Genomic DNA, 17,796 nt, shown 5'->3' with positions numbered 1-17,796 from the left:
AACACTCGCGGTTTTCACGCGGCCGTGTCCACTCCGGACGGCGTCCCCGCGGGTTCACCCTACCGCGCGTCCTATGCACTCGATCTGTCTCCGCGGCGCCCGCACGCACAACCTCCAGGGCATCGACCTCGATTTCCGGCCCGGCGAGCTCGTGGCCATCGCCGGCGTCTCGGGCGCCGGCAAATCGTCGCTCGCGCTCGACACGCTCTATTCCGAGGGACAGCGCCGGTTCGTCGAGAGCTTCAGCCCGTACGCTCGCCAGTTCCTCGAGCGGCTCGAGCGTCCGCCGATCGACGCGCTCGAGCCGGTGGCGGCCGGCGTCGCCGTCGATCGACGCGCGCCGGTCAAGAGCTCGCGGTCGACCGTCGCCACGATGGCCGACCTCGAGCCGTATTTCTGCGCGCTCTTCGCGCGCGAGGCGGTGCCTGTCTGCCCGTCCTGCGAGGCGCCGGCCGCGCGGACCGACCCGGCGCGCGCGGCCGACCTCGCCGCGAGCGCGCACGAGGGGGCGACCGCGCTCGTCACGTACCCGATCGCGGTCGCCGGAACCGAGCGGTTCCTCGACGTGCGCGAGTCGCTGCTCGCCGCCGGCTACCGGCGCCTCCTCGTCCGCGGCGAGGCGCGCGACATCGACACCGTGGCGCCGTCCGAGGCGATGAGCGGCGCGGACAAGGTCGAGGTCATCGTCGATCGCGTCCGGGTCGCCCCCCGGGAGCGCCGGCGCCTCGGCGCCGCCATCGAGGAGGCGTGGAAGGGCAGCGGGGGCGACGCCTCGCTCCACCTCCAGCGCAAGGCCGACGAGCAGGGCGGCCAGGGGGCGGGGCCCACGCGGCTCCGGCTCGTGCGCGGGCTCGCCTGCCCCTCGTGCGCGCGCGCCTTCGATCCGCCGCGCCCCGGGCTGTTCTCGTACCAGTCCCCGACCGGCGCGTGCCCCGCGTGCCGCGGCTTCGGCCGCACCCTCGGCATCGACTACGACAAGGTGATCCCGGACCCCTCGAAGTCGATCGCAGGCGGCGCGATCCGGCCCTGGAACGGCCGCTCGACGACGTGGGAGCGGAAGCTGCTCCGCGCGTTCTGCGAGCGGAACGGCATCCGCACCGACAAGCCGTGGCGCGACCTCTCCGACGCGCAGCGCGCGCTCGTGCTCGAGGGCGAGGGCTCGTGGACCCAGGGGAAGTACCCCGGCGTGAAGGCCTGGTTCCGCTGGCTCGAGACGCGCACCTACAAGATGCACGTCCGCGTGCTGCTCGCGCGTTACCGCACCTACGACGTGTGCGGCGCGTGCAACGGCAAGCGGCTCGCCCCCGAGTCGCTCCTCTACCGCGTCGGCGGCCTGGATCTCGCCGCGTGGCACGAGCTCGAGCTCCGCGACGCCCGCGCGCGCCTCGAGGCCGAGCGCCCCCAGACGGGCCAGGGGGAGATGGCGCGCCGCGAGCTCATCGCGCGGCTCGGGTACCTCGAGCGGGTCGGGCTGGGCTACCTCTCGCTCGCCCGCCAGGCGCGCACGCTCTCGGGCGGCGAGGCGCAGCGCGTCGCGCTCACAGCGGCGCTCGGCACGTCGCTGACGGGCGCGCTCTTCGTGCTCGACGAGCCGACGGTCGGCCTGCACCCGACGGACGTCCCGCCGCTCATCGCGGCCATGCGTGAGCTCGCCGATCGCGGCAATGCCGTGCTCGTCATCGAGCACGAGCCCCTCGTCATCCGGGCGAGCGATCGCGTCGTCGAGCTGGGCCCCGGCGCGGGCAAGCAGGGCGGGCGCGTCACCTTCGACGGCCCGCCCGACGGGCTCGCCGCGCGCGGCCCGCTGGCGTCGGCGCGCGCCGAGCGCCGGGCGCCGAGCGGGAAGATCACGATCCACGGCGCGCGCGAGAACAACCTCCGCGACGTCACGGTCGACGTGCCGCTCGGCGTCGTCGTGGCGATCACGGGGCCGAGCGGCTCGGGCAAGAGCACGCTGGTGACCGACGTGCTCTACCGGCACATCGCGAGGGCGCGCGGCTACAAGGACGTCGAGGCGCCCGGCCTGTACAGGCGCATCGAGGGCACGGCCGACATCCGCGCCGTCACGCTCGTCGACCAGGCGCCGCTGGGGCGCACCTCGCGGGGCAACCCCGCGACCTACACCGGCGCGTGGAACCGCATCCGCGCGCTCTTCGCCGAGCAGCCGGAAGCGTCGGCGCGGGATCTCGGGCCCGGCCACTTCTCGTTCAACGTCGCGCTCGGGCGCTGCGAGGCGTGCGCAGGCGAGGGGAGCGAGACGATCGAGATGCAGTTCCTCGCCGACGTGTCGCTGACCTGCCCGACATGCAAGGGCAAGCGGTTCCGCGACGAGGTGCTCGAGGTGAAGCTCGACGGCCGCTCGGTCGCGGACGTGCTCGACCTCTCGATCGACGAGGCGTTCGAGGTCTTCGTGGGGCAGCCCGCGATCCGGCGGGCGCTCGCGCCGCTCAAGCAGCTCGGCCTCGGCTACCTCACGCTCGGCCAGCCGCTCTCGACGCTCTCCGGCGGTGAGGCGCAGCGGCTGAAGATCGCGCGCGCGCTCGGCGAGCCCTGCGCGGGCGCGCTCTTCCTCCTCGACGAGCCGAGCGCCGGCCTGCACCCCGAGGAGGTGACGCACCTCAACGCCGCGCTCTCCGTGCTCGTGGCCGAGGGCGCCTCCGTGATCGTCGTCGATCACGACCTCGACGTGATCGCCGCGGCGGACTGGGTCGTCGATCTCGGCCCGGGCGCGGGCAGCGAGGGCGGGAGCGTCGTCGCGGACGGGACACCCGAGGAGGTGGCCCGGACGGCGACGCGGACCGGCGCCTCGCTGGCCGAGTGGTTCGCGCAGCGGGGCGACGGCGGCGCTCGGCGCCCGCGGCGCGGTACGGCAGCGGCCCCTGCCGCCCCGAAGCCCGGCAAGCGCGGCGGCGCCGCCGCGCGCGCGTCGCTCGACCGGGGCCGGATCGAGGTCGAGGGCGCCCGCGAGCACAACCTCGCCGAGGTCTCGACCGTGATCCCGCACGGCAAGATCGTCGTCATCACCGGCCCGAGCGGCTCTGGCAAGAGCACGCTCGCGTTCGACGTGGTCTTCGCCGAGGGCCAGCGGCGCTTCCTCGAGACGCTGACCCCCTACGCGCGCCAGTTCCTCCCCACGCTGCCGCGGCCGGACGTCGATCGCGTCACCGGCGTCCCCCCCTCGATCGCGCTCGAGCAGCGCACCACGCGCTCCGGCGCCAACTCGACCGTCGCGACCGTGACCGAGATCGCGCACTACCTGCGGCTGCTTTACGCCAAGGTCGGCGAGGCGCGCTGCCCGGACTGCGACGTGCCGATCGCGGCCCGCTCGCCGGACGACGTCTACCGCTCGCTCGTCTCGACGCGCGGCGCGCGGACGCTCCTCGCCCCCGCGGTCGTGGCGCGCAAGGGGACGTACCTCGACGTGTTCACCGCCGCTGCCCGGGCCGGCATCACCCGCGCGCTCGCCGACGGCGAGCCGTGCGCAACCGACAGCCCGCCTCGCCTCGACAAGCGCCGCGAGCACTCGATCGACCTCGTGATGTACGAGGGGCGCATGGACGGCCTGGATCGCGCCCTCTTCGATCGCGCCCTCGCGTTCGGGCGGGGGGCGGTCAAGCTCGTCGGCGGCCGCGGCGGTGAGCAGCTGCTCTCGACCACGCGCACCTGCCCGCGCTGCGGCGTCGGTGTCCCGGAGCTCGATCCCCGCTGGTTCTCTTTCAACACGAAGCAGGGCCGGTGTGAGTCATGCGAGGGGACGGGCGCCTCGGATTTCGACGACGACGCGCTCGAGACGCCCGACCCGTGCGAGGCCTGCGGCGGCTCGCGCCTCGCGCCGATCCCGCGGGCGGTCCGGCTCGCGGGAGAGCGTTACCACCAGGCGTCGGGCCGGTCGGTCGCGGCCGCGGCCGCGTGGGCGAGGGGGCTACAGTTCACGGGCGACCGCGCGCTGATCGCCGAGGCGCCGCACAAGGAGCTCTGCCGCAGGCTCGACTTCGTCTGCGAGGTGGGCCTCGGCTACCTCACGCTCGATCGGCGCGCGGCCACCCTCTCGGGCGGCGAGATGCAGCGCCTGCGGCTCGCGGCGCAGCTCGGCAGCGGCCTCACCGGGGCGCTGTACGTCCTCGACGAGCCGACCATCGGCCTGCACCCGCGCGACACCGACCGGCTGCTCGGCAACCTCCGGCGGCTCGCCGCGATGGGCAGCACCGTGCTCATGGTGGAGCACGACGCCGACACGATCCGCGCGGCGGATCACCTGATCGACCTCGGCCCCTCGGGCGGTCGCAAAGGCGGCCGGATCGTCGCGGCGGGGCCGTCGTGCGCGGTGCTCGCGAACCCCGACTCGCCGACCGCCCGGGCGCTCGCCGGCGAGGATGCGCTGCTCAGCGCGCGCCCGGCGCGCCCTCCCGTGCGCGAGCACATCGAGCTCCTCGGCGCCCGCGCGCACAACCTCCAGGGGGACACGCTCCGGATCCCCGCGGGCCGGATGACGGTGGTCGCCGGCGTGTCCGGCTCGGGGAAGAGCACGCTCATCCAGAAGGTGCTCTACCCCGCCGCGCGCCGCGCGCTGGAGCTGGAGGCGCCCGAGCCGGGCCCGCACAAGGCGCTGCGGCTGCCGAAGAGCATCCTGCGGGCGGTGGCCGTCGATCAGTCGCCCATCGGGCGGACGCCGCGCTCGATCCCCGCGACGTTTCTGGGCGTCTGGGACGAGGTCCGCAAGCTCTACGCCGCCTGCCCCGACGCGCAGGTGCGCGGCTACGGCCCTGCGCGGTTCTCCTTCAACACGGCCTCCGGCGGGCGGTGCCCCGCGTGCGAGGGGCAGGGCGTCATCGCGCACGAGATGTCGTTCTTGCCGGACGTGACCACGCCTTGCGAGGCGTGCGGCGGCGGGCGCTTCGAGCCGGCGACGCTCGACGTGCGCTACCTCGGTCTGTCCGTCGGCGAGCTCCTGGACCTCACCGCGGAGGAGGCCGTCGAGGTCTTCGCGGCCCACCCGAAGATCCGCGCCCCGCTCTCGACGATGTGCGATCTCGGCGTCGGTTATCTCCACATCGGCCAGGGGTCGCACACGCTCTCGGGCGGCGAAGCGCAGCGGCTCAAGCTCGCGGCGGAGCTGACGGCCGGCGCGCGGCCGAAGCCCACGCTCTATGTGCTCGACGAGCCCACGACGGGCTTGCATCTGGCGGACGTGACGCGCCTGGTCCGCGTGCTCGATCGCCTCGTCGAGCGCGGCGACACGCTGGTGATCATCGAGCACCACCCGGCGGTCATCGCGTGCGCGGATCACGTGGTGGAGCTCGGCCCGGAGGGCGGCTCCGGCGGCGGGCGCATCGTGGCGGAGGGCACCCCGCGCGAGGTGGCGCGTCAGCCGACGGCGACGGGCGAGGTGCTGAAGCGGATCTTCGCGAAGGCGACGTGAGCGGGCGCGCCGCGCGAACCGGCGCGCCGTCCCGGGGCGCGCGGCTCAGCCGCCGGCGCGCTTCGCGTACTGGTACGCGGTGTAGGCGGAGATCAGGTGGCAGATCCAGCCGAGCCAGCCGCCCGAGCCGATCCACAGGCCGGGGGTGACGATCAGCCAGAAAATGCAGCGCAGGAACGCGCCGTTGTAGAGCTGCCCAACGCCCGGAATAAGGAAAGAAAGCACTGCGGCGATCCCGGATTTGCTCATGGCATCGGAACCTGATCACCGTGACCGCCCTGTCAAGCGGGCAGGGGGAACCTGGGCACGGACCCGCCGCGCCGCTGCCAGCGGCGCAGCGGGCGGCGCAGGACAGCTCAGCGGCTGCCCGGCAGGACGATCCTTCGACGGCCCGTCGAGGACGTAGAAGGGGTCGGGGCAGGGGTGGTCGATGTGGCGGTGGGCGCAGGGGTGGTCGACGTGGCGGTGGGCGCAGGGGTGGTCGACGTGGCGGTGGGCGCAGGGGTGGTCGACGTGGCGGTGGGCGCAGGGGTCGTCGCCGTCGGCTTGGGTTGTGCTTGCGCCGTCGGCTTCGGGGCTGCCACGGGGGCAGGCGCGGGCGGCTCCGGCGCGGTCGCCGCGGGTGTGGTGGCCGTCGGAGGGGGAGGCGCCGGATCGCCGGCGACCGACGCAGGCGCCGGGGGCGCCTCGATGGGTGTCAGCGCTGCGGCATCTTCGGACGATCCTCGGCCGCGCATCACGAAGAAGACGGTCGTCAGCCCGCCGATGATCACGAACGCGCCGATGCCGATCAGCGCGAGCGTCGCGCCGGAGCTCTTCGCGCGAGGACGCCCGGGGCCCGGCGCCGGGTACAGCGCGCCGCTGCCCGGCGGCTGGGGAGCGCCGCCGGCGTGAAACCCCGGCGCTCCGGCGGCCCCGGGGCCACCTGGGGCCCCGAACGGCGAGCCGCCGTACGGGCTGGGAGGCTGGGGCGGCTGCCCGTAAGCGCCTCCTGCTCCAGGTGGTCCGCCGTAATTCGCTGTCGCACCGGGCCCGTACGGGCCGGGTACACCGGGCGGCGGCGCGCCGTACGGGCCCGCGGGAGCGCCGTACGGGCCGGGCGTTCCGGGGGGCGCGCTGTTGGTCCCGCCTTCGACGAGCGTCCTCGGGACGGCTGCGCCAGCGGCGTTCGGATCGTGCGGCGCGGTGCCGGGCGGCACGGGAAAGGCGCCTTGCGGCGAGTTGAGCCCTGCGAGCGGAGGCTCGCCGGGCACGGTCTTGCCAGGGCCGTACATGCCGCTGGGGGGCGCAGGCCATCCCGGCGGCGGACCGCTATTCTGGTTGCTCATCGAGATCGCATCCTACCTACCGTACGCGCCGGGCGCGTCAGTTGTTGGGTACGATGATCACGCGCCGTCGAGGCCTGTCCGGCGGCGTGGTGGTGGTCGGGTTCGTCGTCGGCGGGCTCGTCGTCGGCGGGCTCGTCGTGTTCGGCTGGGGGTTGGCCGGCGGCTGTGCGCTGGTCGGCGCGGGGAACGGGAACGGCGGCAGCGTCGACGGGATGACCCAGGGAAGCTGGGGGATGATCGTCGTCCCGCTGGGGCGTGTCGTCGGCGCCGTCGTGGTCGTCGGCGCTGCCGTCGTGCTCGGCGTCGCCGGCGGCTTCGCCGTCGTGGTCGGCCGGGGCTGCGGCTTGGCGACCACCGGCGGCTCGACAGGAGGTGGCGTCACCGCCGGGGGCGTCACGGCGGGGGGCGTCGTCGCGGGCGGGCTGGGATCCGAAGGCACCGTGCTGGCCGGCTGGAGGGTCGGCAGGGCCGGCGCCACGTCGGCCTGCTCCGTCCGGCCCAGCTCGTTGGCGATGTACAGACCGCCGACGACGGCCCCCGTGATCCCCGTGGCGAGCAGCAGGATGGCGAACAGCGAAGTCCCGCCTCGCGAGGGCCGCTGCGCGCCGTGCGCCGAGGCGCTCTGCGAGATCCTCGGCAGCGGATCCATCGGCGCCGTCCCAGGGATGTAGCCCTGCGCGCCGCCGTATCCGGGCGCTGGGCCGCCGTTGAATCCGCCGCCCGGGGCCGCGCTCCGGTCCATGAACGGCGCGCCTCCGACCGCCGTCCCTCCCGGGCGCGGCGACACATCGAAGGGGCCCGGCTCGTGGCTCGTGGCGGGCACTCCGGGCATCCCCTGGGGGAGAGCGTAGGGGGCGGCGCTCACGGTCGCCGGCTGCGCGATCTGGGGATAGCCCCCTTGGGCGAAGTACGGGCCCGAGGAGGGCTCCGGCCTCGGCGTGAACCCTGGCGCTGACGCCGAGGGACCACGGGCATCCGAGGAAAAGCCGCCCATCGGGGTCGAGGGCCCGAGGCCGCCCGGGAGGCCGCTCGACGCGTGCTGCGCGCCGCCGTCCTCCGGCGGAATCGTCTTGGGAACGGAGCTGGCGCGACCGTCCCCCATCGCGTTGGTCGCGGGCGCCGCCGCGGAAGGCGTGAGCATCCCGGGCGCCGCGAGGGCTGCCGCCAGGGCGGCCCCGGACGACCGCGCCAGGCTGACCTCGGCCGGCGCGGGGGTGAGCGCCGACGGGGCGCGGGCGGCTCGGGCGAACGGCTCCAGGGCGCTGCGGAACTCGGCGGTGGTCGCGAAGCGATCCGGCGGCGAGGCCGCCATGGCGCGGTGGACGGCGGCGCAGAGCCCGGGCGCGAGCTCCGGCGCCAGGTCGGAGAGCCGCGAGATCTGGCCCGAAAGGTAGGCTCCCGCGATCTGCTGGGGCTCGTCGCCGCCGACCGGCCGGCGGCCGGCCAGCATCTCGAAGATGATGACGCCCAGCGAGAAGATGTCGGCTCGCGCGTCCACGGAGTCCGCGGAGTAGGCCTGCTCGGGCGCCATGTACTCGGGGGTGCCCATGATCACGCCGGGGCGCGTCAACCCGCGATCGAGCTCGCCCGTGACCTTCAGCTTGGCGATGCCGAAGTCGAGCAGCTTGATGAGCGGCTCTCCCTTGGCGGACTTCGTGATGATCACGTTGTCCGGCTTGAGGTCCCGGTGGACGACGCCCGCGCGATGGGCGGCCTCGACGCCCTCGAGCATCTGCATCGTGTACTCGAGCGCGTCGGGGTACCCGAGACGAACGCCTGCCCGGTAGAGCTCCTCGTACAGGGTCTGGAGCGTCTTCCCCTCCAGGTACTCCATCACGATGAACGCCAGGCCGGACGCCGTCTGGTCGACGTCGCTGACGCGAACCACGTGCGCGCTCTGGATCTGCGCGGAGACGCGCGCCTCCTGAAGGAAGCGCTGCACCAGGCCGGAGCGGCGGGACAGCTCGGGGTGGAGAAACTTGAGGGCGACCGTCGTCCCCAGCACCTCGTGGCGGGCTTCGTAGACGCTCCCCATGCCGCCATCGCCGATGAGGCGCACGAGTCGGTACTTGTTGTTGATGACCTGGCCTGCCTGCGGACGCATCGATCTCCGTTGAGGGCGCTGGAGTTGCTCGGAGAGTCTCACAGGCTGGTAGACGAACGTCAGCCCCATTTGTGCGACAGAGCGTCGCGATGATCGCGATCCACCCTGCTTTTCGGCGCAGCGGACCCCATCCATGTCCGCCCGCGTCCCGTCCAGGGCGCCATACGGCTGAGGTCGTACGCTCCAGGGCGCACGTGCCACCACAAGGACGCATGATGATGCGATGCGTTGTCGTGGCGCGTGTGGGTGCGACAGCGCTGATGCGCGCGTGCGGGACCGAGTATACCTGGGAGCGCCGCGTGGGAGCGGCGCCGAGGAGATGCCCGTGCTGGCTGCGCCGTTGCTCGATGCCCTGATCGATCGCTCTCTGGAAGAAGACCTCGCGGGAGGCGATCTCACCACCGAGGCGTGTGTCGAGGCCTCCGCGCGCGCGACCGCGAAGGCGGTCGCGCGCAAGCCGCTCGTCGCGTGCGGGGGCGACGTGTTCCTGCGCGTCTTTCAGCGCCTGGATCGGCAGGTGGAGGGCGAGGTGCTCGTCGCGGACGGCACCGCCGTCGGCGCCGGCGCGGTGCTGTGGACGGTGCGCGGCCGAGCGCGCTCTCTCCTCAGCGCGGAGCGCACCGCGCTCAACCTCGCGCAGCGGATGAGCGGCGTCGCCTCCGAGGCGCGCCGCTACGCCGAGGCGATCCCGGCTGGGTCGAGCGTGCGCATCACCGACACCCGCAAGACGACGCCCGGTCTCCGCGGGCTGGAGCGTTACGCGGTGCGCGTGGGCGGCGCGCACAACCACCGCGACAGCCTCGGGAGCGCCGTGCTCATCAAGGACAACCACATCGTCGCGGCGGGCGGCATCACGACCGCCATCGCCCGCGCGCGGGCGCGCGCCCCGCACACGACGAAGGTCGAGGTCGAGGTGGCATCGCTGCAGGAGCTCGATCAGGCGCTGGCCGCCGGCGCCGACATCATCATGCTCGACAACTTCACGCTGGCCGATGTCAAGGCCGCGTCCGCGCGCGTGCGGTCGGTGCAGCACGGCCGGCCTCTCCTCGAGGTCTCCGGCGGCATCACGCTGGAGCGCATCCCCGAGCTCGTCGCGGCGGGCATCGACATCATCAGCGTCGGAGCGCTGACGCATTCGGCGCGCGCGGCCGACATCGCGCTGGATCTCTCGCTGTGAGGCGGCTCGACCGGGAGGCGATAGAGCGCGAGCTCTCGCGGCTGGGCGCGTCGTTCGGGCGGCCGCTCGCCGTGGCGGCCGAGACCGCGTCGACGAACGACGACGCGCGGAGCGCGGCGGCAGCCGGCGCGCCGCATGGGGCCGCGTTCCTGGCCGACGCGCAGACCCAGGGTCGGGGGCGCGGCGGGCGCTCCTGGCACTCTCCGCCCGGCGAGAACCTCTACCTGTCGGTGGTGTTGCGCCCGAGCCTGCCGGCGAGCCGAGTGGCCCCCATCGCGCTGGTCATGGGGCTCGCCGTCGCGTCCGTCATCGAGCGACGGCTCGCGCCTCTTCCGTCCCGCGGCGCGTCGGGCGGCGGCTCCGCCGTCGAGGTGCGGCTCAAGTGGCCCAACGACGTGCTCGCCGGGGGCCGCAAGCTGGCGGGGATCCTCGTCGAGGCCCAGCTGCGCGGCGAGTCGGTGAGCAGCGTGATCGTCGGCGTCGGGCTCAACGTCCATGCGTCGAGCTTCCCGCCGGATCTGTCGGCGCGGGCCACGTCGCTCGCGATGCTCGGGATCGACGACGTCCCGCGCGAGCGTCTCGCCGCGGAGCTGCTCCAGGCGATCGGCGACGCGGCGGCGAGGTTCGAGGCGGGAGAGCTCGCGCCCTTCGCGGAGGATCTCGCCCGGATGGACTGGCTCCGCGGCCGCCGCGTCGAGGTCGCCGGCGTGGTCGGCGTCGCGGCGGGGATCGATCCGGAGGGGCACCTGCTGGTCCGCGGCGCGGACGGCATCCTCCGGGCGGTGGCGGCGGGCGAGGTCAGCGTCATCTCCAGCTGAGCGCCCCGCGCCGCTTGCGTTGCGCGCTCGGCGCGGCCAAAGCTCCCGCCCACCTCGGGTCGCCGGCGGCGTGGCGCCGCCGAGGCCGACCGAGGCGCCTCGGAGGCGTCGCTTCCTTGAAAGAAGACACCCTCGTCGTCCACGAAATCTACGCCAGCGTGCAGGGCGAATCGACGTTCGCCGGGCTGCCGTGCACCTTCGTCCGGCTCACCGGGTGCAACCTGCGCTGCGCCTGGTGCGACACGTCGCAGGCCTTCTACGGCGGCAAGCGGATCCGCCGCGGCGAGGTCCTCGAGCGCGCGCTGGCCCTCGGCACGCCGCTCGTCGAGCTCACGGGGGGCGAGCCTCTCCTTCAGCCCGGGTCGTTCCCGCTCCTCGCGGAGCTCTGCGACGCGGGCCGGACGGTCCTCGTCGAGACCAGCGGTGAGGCAGACGTCTCGCGCGTCGATCCGCGCGTGCACAAGATCATGGACCTGAAGGCGCCTGGCTCGGGGGAATCCCACCGGAACCGCTGGTCGAACCTGGATCACCTCACGCCGCGCGACGAGATCAAGTTCGTGCTCGCCGATCGGGCGGACTATGCGTGGATGCGGGACACCATCCGCGAGCGGCGCCTCGACGCGCGCGGCGTGACGCTGCTCGCCTCGTGCGTGTGGGGCAAGCTGTCGCCGAAGGAGCTCGTCCAGTGGGTGCTGGACGATGGCCTCCGCGTCCGGGTGCAGGTTCAGCTCCACAAGGTGATCTGGGGAGCCGACGCGCAGGGGGTCTGACCCGCGGGTCGCCCCCCTCTCCGCGCTGCGGCCCGTGCCGGTGGGGGCGGCGCCCCTCGCTCGCAGCCTCAGCGCTCGCCGCGCACAAACTGCTCGAAATCTTCGACGTCGCGGGGCGAGCCGAGGACGAGCGGCACGCGCTCGTGGAGCGACCTCGGGACCCTGTCGAGGACGCGCTCGGCCCCCGTGCTCGCCTTTCCGCCCGCGGCCTCGAAGATGAACGCGAACGGGTTCGCCTCGTAGAGCAGCCGCAGCTTGCCCTGACCGCTACGATCGGCGGGGTACGCGAAGATGCCGCCCTTGAGCAGCGTCCGGTGCGCGTCCGCGACCAGCGATCCCACGTAGCGCGCGCCGTATGGCCGCCCCTCGTGCTTGCTGTCCTCCTTGATCCACGCGTTCCAGCGGCGCACGTCCTCCGGCCATCGCGCGCTGTGGCCTTCGTTGATGGAGTACGTCGAGCCGCGCTCCGGGATCCGGATGTTCTCGTGAGAGAGAAAGAACTCTCCCACGGTCGGGTCGTAGGTGAAGCCGTGCACGCCGCCGAGGCCGGTCGTGATGACGAGCAGCGTCGACGAGCCGTAGAGCACGTAGCCGGCCGCGACCAGATCGCGGCCGGGGCGAAGGAAGTCCGAGGGATCGGCGCCCATCTTGGCGTCGCTCTTTCGGAGCACACCGAAGATCGTGCCGATCGAGATGTTCACGTCGATGTTGGACGAGCCGTCGAGCGGGTCCACGACGATGATGTACTTCGCTCGTGGGTCCGTGGAGAGGAGCCTCATTTCCCCGAGCTCCTCGCTCACCACGGCCGCGCAGTGCCCGCGCCTTCCGAGCACGCTGAGCAGCGTCTCGTTGGCGACCTCGTCGAGCTTCTGCACGACCTCGCCCTGGACGTTGGTCTGCCCCGTGTATCCGAGGACGTTGGCGAGGCCGGCCCGCCGGACCTTGGACGTCACGAGCTTCGCCACCAGGCCGAGCTGGTTCAGGAGGGAGGTGAACACCCCTGTCGCCGAGGGGAACCCGAGCATTCCTTCGAGGATGTACGTCTCGAGCGTGATCCCGATGCGTGACGGCGCCTCCGGCGGCTTCCAGCTCAGATCCCGTTGGTCCGACATGATCCCTCCGCGTTGTCGGCGAGGACGTTACCGCCCCGCCACGTGCTCGCGCTCGCGTCCGCCGCTGTGGCCCCGAGGGAGGACCGGCGCAGTTTCGAGAATTGCGTATCCGATGGCTTCGTACAACATCCTCCTCGGGGCGCGCGTTGGGCTCGATACGTTCGTCCAAGTCCTGAAAATACGGCCCGAGCCCGCTCGCCCGAGCACCCTGACACGGCGCCGCGGGCGTGACGGGGTGGGTTCACGCCCCGGGCGGGCCACGCGTTTCCTGGCGCAGCAGCACCTTCGACGGAGTGATTCATGGCGCTCACCACACGTGTAGAGCAGATCCTCTCCTGGTACGCCTCCGAGAACCCAGGCACGCTGACGAACCTCGTCCGGCTGCTCAACCATGGCGCGCTCGCGGGCACCGGAAAGATGGTGATCCTGCCGGTGGACCAGGGCTTCGAGCACGGTCCGGTGCGATCGTTCGCTCCGAACCCCGAGGCCTACGACCCCGATTACCACTTTCAGCTCGCGATCGACGCGGGGTGCAACGCCTACGCGGCGCCGCTCGGATCGCTGGAGGCGGGCGCGGCCAGGTTCGCGGGGCAGGTGCCCCTGATCCTGAAGCTGAACAACAGCGACACGCTGGCGAAGGTGGAGCAGCCCGTGTCGGCGGTGACCGGCTCGGTCGAGGACGCGCTCCGCCTCGGCTGCGTCGGCGTCGGCTACACGATCTACCCCGGGTCCGGCGCGAGAAACCGGATGTACGAGGACCTTCGCGAGATCGCCCTCGAGGCCAAGCGCAGGGGCCTGGTCGTCATCGTCTGGAGCTATCCGCGCGGCGCCGGGCTGTCGAAGCAGGGCGAGACGGCCATCGATGTCTGCGCCTATGCGGCGACGATCGCGGCCCAGCTCGGCGCACACATCATCAAGGTCAAGCCGCCGACCGCTCATATCGAGCAGGAGGAGGCGAAAAAGATGTACGAGAAATACAACATTCCCATCCAGACGCTCGCCGACCGGACCCGGCACGTCGTGCAGGCGACGTTCGGCGGCAAGCGCGTGGTGATCTTCTCTGGCGGCGAGTCCAAGGCGACCGACGCCGTCCTGGAGGAGGTGCGCGAGATGGCCGCAGGCGGCTCCTTCGGGTCGATCATGGGGCGCAACGCGTTCCAGCGCCCTCGCGCCGAGGCGCTGCAGCTCCTCGCCGACGTGATCCAGATCTACGGCTCGGCGCGCTGACGCCCCTCGATCCGGCGCTCGGGCCGGGCCGGCTCGGACCCGCAGTCCGGAGGGCAGCGTCGCGCGAGGCGCTCCGACGGCGGGCCGCCGAGCGCGAAGCCTGCGCGGGACCGTGTGGGACCGCGCGGAACCGCGCGGAACCGCGAGGAACCGCGAGGGATTGCGCGCCTGGGAGCGGGAGGGCTCTCCCGCCCGCACCTCGGGCCGTTCGCCTGCGGGCATCGTCCACGTCGACGGGGTTAGCCCTTCGTGTTTAGATGCCGCGCTGGACACCCTCCACATCCCGGGCTCAGGAGACCGCATGCCGATCAAAGTGAACCTCGCCTCGTCCGACCCGCTGAGCATCGCCGTCGACGTCGTCGTCATCGGCGTGCCTGAGGGCGCTTCGACGGGTGAGGGCGTGCTGGCGAGGCTCGTGGAGGCGCTGGGCGAGTCGGTGACTCACCAGGTCAAGCGTGACGACTTCACGGGGAAGAGGGATCAGAGCGTCGATTTCGCGACGCACGGCGCGTTGAAGCCCGGCCGGGTGCTGTTGATCGGGCTCGGGTCGGGCAAGGTCACCGACGTCGAGTGCAGGCTGCTCGCGGCGAAGGGGGCGCGCTTCGCGAACGGCGTGCGCGCCGAGAGCGTCGCGGTCGTGGTGCCTCCCGGCGTCGAGCGCGCGGAGCGGGCCGCCGCGGAGGGGCTCGTGCTCGGGGCCTACCGGTTCACCCGCTACTTCACGGGCGATCGTCTGCCGAAGGTCGAGCTCTCCCGCGGCACCGTGGTCATCGAGGGCAAGGTGGGCAAGGCGGCGCGCGATGCCGTCGCGCTCGGCCGGCAGGTCGGCGAGGCGATCTGCGTCGCGCGCGACCTCGTCAACGAGCCGCCGAACGAGGTTTATCCGGAGGCGCTCGCGCGTGTCGCGGTGGACGTGGGCAAGCAGCACGGGCTCAAGGTGACGGTGCTCGACAAGGCCGCGCTCACCAAGCGGGGCATGAAGCTCATCATGGCGGTGGGGCAGGGGAGCGCGAGGGATCCCCGGCTGATCCACATGGTCTACGCTCCTCCCGGGAAGCCGAAGGGGAAGCTCGTCTTCGTGGGCAAGGGGCTCACCTTCGACAGCGGCGGGCTCTGCATCAAGCCAGCTCCGGGCATGGAAGAAATGAAGGGCGACATGGGTGGCGCCGCGAACGTGATCGCGCTGATGGCCGCCGTCTCGGCCGCCAAGCCGAACGTCGAGGTGCACGGCGTCATTGGCGCGGCAGAGAACATGCCCGACGGCGCCGCATACCGGCCCGGCGACATCTTCGGCTCTCTGGACGGCAGGACGGTGGAGATCATCAACACCGACGCGGAGGGGCGCCTGGTCCTCGCCGACTGCCTCGCCTATGCGCGCGCGCTGAAGCCGGACCTCATCATCGACAACGCGACCCTCACGGGCGCGTGCGTCGTGGCCCTCGGCCCGACCGTGTCCGGCTTTTTCTCGAACCGCGAGGAGCTCGCGGAGCGCCTGCGGAGCGCCGCGAAGGCCGCGGGCGAGTCGATGTGGCAGCTCCCGCTCATCGAAGAGCTCCGCGACGGCCTCAAGAGCGACTGGGCCGACATCAAGCACACGGCCGACCGCTGGGGAGGGGCCATCACCGCGGCCTTGTTCCTGCGCGAGTTCGTGGGGGATGTCCCCTGGGTCCACGTGGATATCGCTGGCCCATCCATGGCGAACAAGCCGTACGGCGTCTTCTCCAAGGGCGGGACGGGCCACGGCGTGCTTACCTTCCTCCGCCTCGTCGAAGGCTTCACCGGCTAAACCGTGCAACTCCGCCGCAAGCTCGCGCGCGCCATGGGGCGCGCCATCACCGACTTCGACATGATCGCCGACGGCGATCGGATCCTCTGTGCTGTCTCGGGGGGCAAGGACAGCTACGCGATGCACGCGCTGCTCGTCGACCTCGCGCGGCGCGCGCCGGTCCGGTTCAGCGTGATCGCGGTCAACATCGACCAGGGGCACCCTGGCTACCCGGGACACCTCCTCACCGACTACATGGCGGCGGGCGGCCACGAGTTCCGGATGATCTCCGAGGACACCTACTCGATCGTCACCGAGAAGATCCCCGAGAACAAGACGTACTGCTCCCTCTGCTCCCGCCTGCGCCGGGGCATCCTGTACCGCATCGCGCGCGAGCTCGGCTGCTCGAAGATCGCCCTCGGCCACCACCGTGATGACGCCGTGACGACGCTGCTCCTGAACCTGATCTTCGCGGGGCAGCTGAAATCGATGCCGCCGAAGCTCATCTCCGACGACGGCGACAACGTCGTGATCCGTCCGCTGATCTACTGCGCCGAGGCCGAGCTCGCCGCGTTCGCCGCGGAGGAGCGGTTCCCGATCATCCCCTGCGACCTGTGCGGGTCCCAGGACAACCTCCAGCGCAAGGCGGTGAGCCAGCTCCTCGCGGATCTCGACGCGCGCCACCCCGGGACGCGGCAGAACATGCTCGCAGCCCTCGGCAATGTGCGCCCGAGCCACCTCTTTGACACGGGCCTTTGGAAGCGGCTCGGGCTCGAGGTCGCCCGGGAAGAGGGGAGCGCAGGCGACGCGGCGGGCGTGGGTGCGCCAGCGCCGGACGTGCTGCCCGTGGGCAACCTCCTGAGAAACCTGGCCTAGCGCTCGCTCATGAGCACGGATGCCCCCGGCGCCATCTCGATCGGCGCTCCGCGCGAAGAGGAGTCCACCGCGTCGGCCTCCGTCGGTCGCGGCGGTGCGTTGACGCGCGGAGTCGACGGGGCGTCAGGCTCGGACCCCCCGGAGGCGCCGCTGCCGGGGGCGGCGCGCTTCGACCTGGGTCAGGGCGGCGGGCGCGCCCCGCAGGCGTTGCTCGCCGCCGTCGTCGCCTGGATGATCACGGTCGCGCCCGCGGGCTTCGGTCGCGGCGCGCCCGTATTCGCCAGCATCGCCGCCACGCTCGCCTTCCTGTGCGGCGTCGCTGCGCCGCTGCTCGCCGCCACGCACCGCCGGGTCGCTCGGCACCTCGGCATCTCCGTCTTCCTCGCGCTGGTCACGCTGACCTGGCTGCTGGCTTCTCCTTCCCTTCAGCCATCCCGCCTCGACCCGGTCCGCGCGGCGATCGGCGCGATCGCCTGGGGTATCTTCGCGCTTTCCTGGCGCGATCGCTGGGATGTGCGGCGCCAGCCGGAGCCGGAACCAGACGCCCCGCTCCTGCAGGCCCGAGCCCACCTCCCTCCGCTGGCGACGGCGATCGTCGCGTTCGGAGCGCTCGTGAGCCTCGCGATCCTCGTGCTCGCCTGGCGCATCCGGGATCCGGAGCGCGCCCTCTTGGCCCAGGCCGTCGCGGTGGCCTGCGCTGTCGCGCTGATCACGGCGGCGTCCGGCGTCGCGGTGGCTCGTGGCCGCCGGCACACGGGCGGTGGACGGCGGCTCCCCCACCGAGCCGTTCGGCACCTGGTGGTCCTGATCGTCTTTGCGGTCCTGGGGGCGGTCGCGATGACGCTGCGGTGAGCGGCGGCGCGGCCGTGGCTCCCCGGCTGCCGCCCCTCCCTGGTGTCCCCGCATCCCCGCCGGTTCCTCGCCAAATCGCGGTACACTCATGGGCGTGTCCCGCGCAGTCGATGTGTTCGCGGTTCTGCTCCTCGTCGCCGCAGCGTTCTCCTTCGCCTTCGGGGTTCACGCGCTCGGTGATCGCCAGGATTTCAAGGCGATCTACCTCCTCGTGATCGGCGGCCTCTCGCTCAAGGCGTCCACGGAGATCCTTCGTCCCCGCGGGGGTAACGCGTGAGCCCTGGGCGCCGAGCGATCGCGGCCGTCGCGTGTCTGTGCGCGTGCGCGGCATGGGCTGCTCTATCGACG

13 protein-coding genes are annotated in these 17,796 nt (G+C 72.7%); 10 read left to right on the top strand and 3 right to left on the bottom strand.

Annotated elements, in window-relative coordinates; translation table 11 throughout:
• Nucleotides 1-73: 73 nt before the first annotated feature.
• Nucleotides 74-5,419, top strand: coding sequence for an excinuclease ABC subunit UvrA (gene uvrA, locus ACSRUE_RS35290; RefSeq protein ID WP_441287427.1), 5,346 nt, complete (start codon nucleotides 74-76; stop codon nucleotides 5,417-5,419).
• A gap of 45 nt (nucleotides 5,420-5,464) precedes the next feature.
• Here uvrA and ACSRUE_RS35285 read toward each other — a convergent pair whose 3' ends face one another.
• Nucleotides 5,465-5,668 (bottom strand): hypothetical protein, encoded by a 204-nt coding sequence (locus ACSRUE_RS35285; RefSeq protein ID WP_012235204.1) that lies wholly within the window; start codon nucleotides 5,666-5,668, stop codon nucleotides 5,465-5,467.
• Between the two features lie 174 nt (nucleotides 5,669-5,842).
• Between ACSRUE_RS35285 and ACSRUE_RS35280 the strand changes: the two genes are divergently transcribed.
• Complete coding sequence (locus ACSRUE_RS35280) at nucleotides 5,843-6,313, top strand: hypothetical protein (RefSeq protein ID WP_441287426.1); 471 nt, start codon at nucleotides 5,843-5,845, stop codon at nucleotides 6,311-6,313.
• A gap of 471 nt (nucleotides 6,314-6,784) precedes the next feature.
• On the opposite strand, the gene ACSRUE_RS35275 is transcribed toward ACSRUE_RS35280, so the two are convergent.
• Nucleotides 6,785-8,851 carry a protein kinase domain-containing protein gene (locus ACSRUE_RS35275; protein ID WP_441287425.1) on the bottom strand — a complete coding sequence of 689 codons (2,067 nt, stop codon included), beginning with the start codon at nucleotides 8,849-8,851 and terminating at the stop codon, nucleotides 6,785-6,787.
• Between the two features lie 325 nt (nucleotides 8,852-9,176).
• Between ACSRUE_RS35275 and nadC the strand changes: the two genes are divergently transcribed.
• The 3 genes from nadC to ACSRUE_RS35260 all read left to right on the top strand — a co-directional run bounded on the left by nadC (nucleotide 9,177) and on the right by ACSRUE_RS35260 (nucleotide 11,616).
• Nucleotides 9,177-10,028 (top strand): carboxylating nicotinate-nucleotide diphosphorylase, encoded by an 852-nt coding sequence (gene nadC, locus ACSRUE_RS35270; RefSeq protein ID WP_441293163.1) that lies wholly within the window; start codon nucleotides 9,177-9,179, stop codon nucleotides 10,026-10,028.
• A complete protein-coding gene (locus ACSRUE_RS35265) occupies nucleotides 10,025-10,846 on the top strand; it encodes a biotin--[acetyl-CoA-carboxylase] ligase (RefSeq protein ID WP_437768588.1) in 822 nt (273 codons plus the stop codon). The genes nadC and ACSRUE_RS35265 overlap by 4 nt, the downstream gene beginning before the upstream one ends.
• A gap of 116 nt (nucleotides 10,847-10,962) precedes the next feature.
• Nucleotides 10,963-11,616: a radical SAM protein gene (locus ACSRUE_RS35260; protein WP_012235209.1), complete on the top strand. Its 654-nt coding sequence runs from the start codon at nucleotides 10,963-10,965 to the stop codon at nucleotides 11,614-11,616.
• 68 nt (nucleotides 11,617-11,684) lie between these two features.
• Here the strand turns inward: ACSRUE_RS35260 and fbp are convergent, their stop codons facing one another.
• On the bottom strand, nucleotides 11,685-12,728 hold the full coding sequence (gene fbp, locus ACSRUE_RS35255) for a class 1 fructose-bisphosphatase (RefSeq protein WP_437768587.1): 1,044 nt from the start codon (nucleotides 12,726-12,728) through the stop codon (nucleotides 11,685-11,687).
• A 300-nt stretch (nucleotides 12,729-13,028) separates the two neighbouring features.
• Here fbp and ACSRUE_RS35250 point away from each other — a divergent pair, with 300 nt between their 5' ends.
• From ACSRUE_RS35250 to ACSRUE_RS35230, 5 genes are all read left to right on the top strand, one after another.
• Complete coding sequence (locus ACSRUE_RS35250) at nucleotides 13,029-13,955, top strand: class I fructose-bisphosphate aldolase (RefSeq protein ID WP_441287424.1); 927 nt, start codon at nucleotides 13,029-13,031, stop codon at nucleotides 13,953-13,955.
• Between the two features lie 301 nt (nucleotides 13,956-14,256).
• Nucleotides 14,257-15,741 (top strand): leucyl aminopeptidase, encoded by a 1,485-nt coding sequence (locus ACSRUE_RS35245; protein WP_441287423.1) that lies wholly within the window; start codon nucleotides 14,257-14,259, stop codon nucleotides 15,739-15,741.
• A 3-nt stretch (nucleotides 15,742-15,744) separates the two neighbouring features.
• Nucleotides 15,745-16,596, top strand: a complete 852-nt coding sequence (gene ttcA / locus ACSRUE_RS35240; RefSeq protein WP_441287422.1) for a tRNA 2-thiocytidine(32) synthetase TtcA — start codon at nucleotides 15,745-15,747, stop codon at nucleotides 16,594-16,596.
• A 9-nt stretch (nucleotides 16,597-16,605) separates the two neighbouring features.
• A complete protein-coding gene (locus ACSRUE_RS35235) occupies nucleotides 16,606-17,448 on the top strand; it encodes a hypothetical protein (RefSeq protein WP_441287421.1) in 843 nt (280 codons plus the stop codon).
• Nucleotides 17,449-17,542: 94 nt separating this feature from the next.
• Nucleotides 17,543-17,725, top strand: a complete 183-nt coding sequence (locus ACSRUE_RS35230) for a hypothetical protein (protein ID WP_437768582.1) — start codon at nucleotides 17,543-17,545, stop codon at nucleotides 17,723-17,725.
• Nucleotides 17,726-17,796 lie beyond the last annotated feature (71 nt).

The sequence above is a fragment of the Sorangium sp. KYC3313 genome (genome assembly GCF_052075895.1).
Lineage (GTDB): Bacteria > Myxococcota_A > Polyangia > Polyangiales > Polyangiaceae > Sorangium > Sorangium cellulosum_B.
Note: the sequence above shows the minus strand (reverse complement) of the source record. Positions and strands in the feature narration are given on the sequence as shown.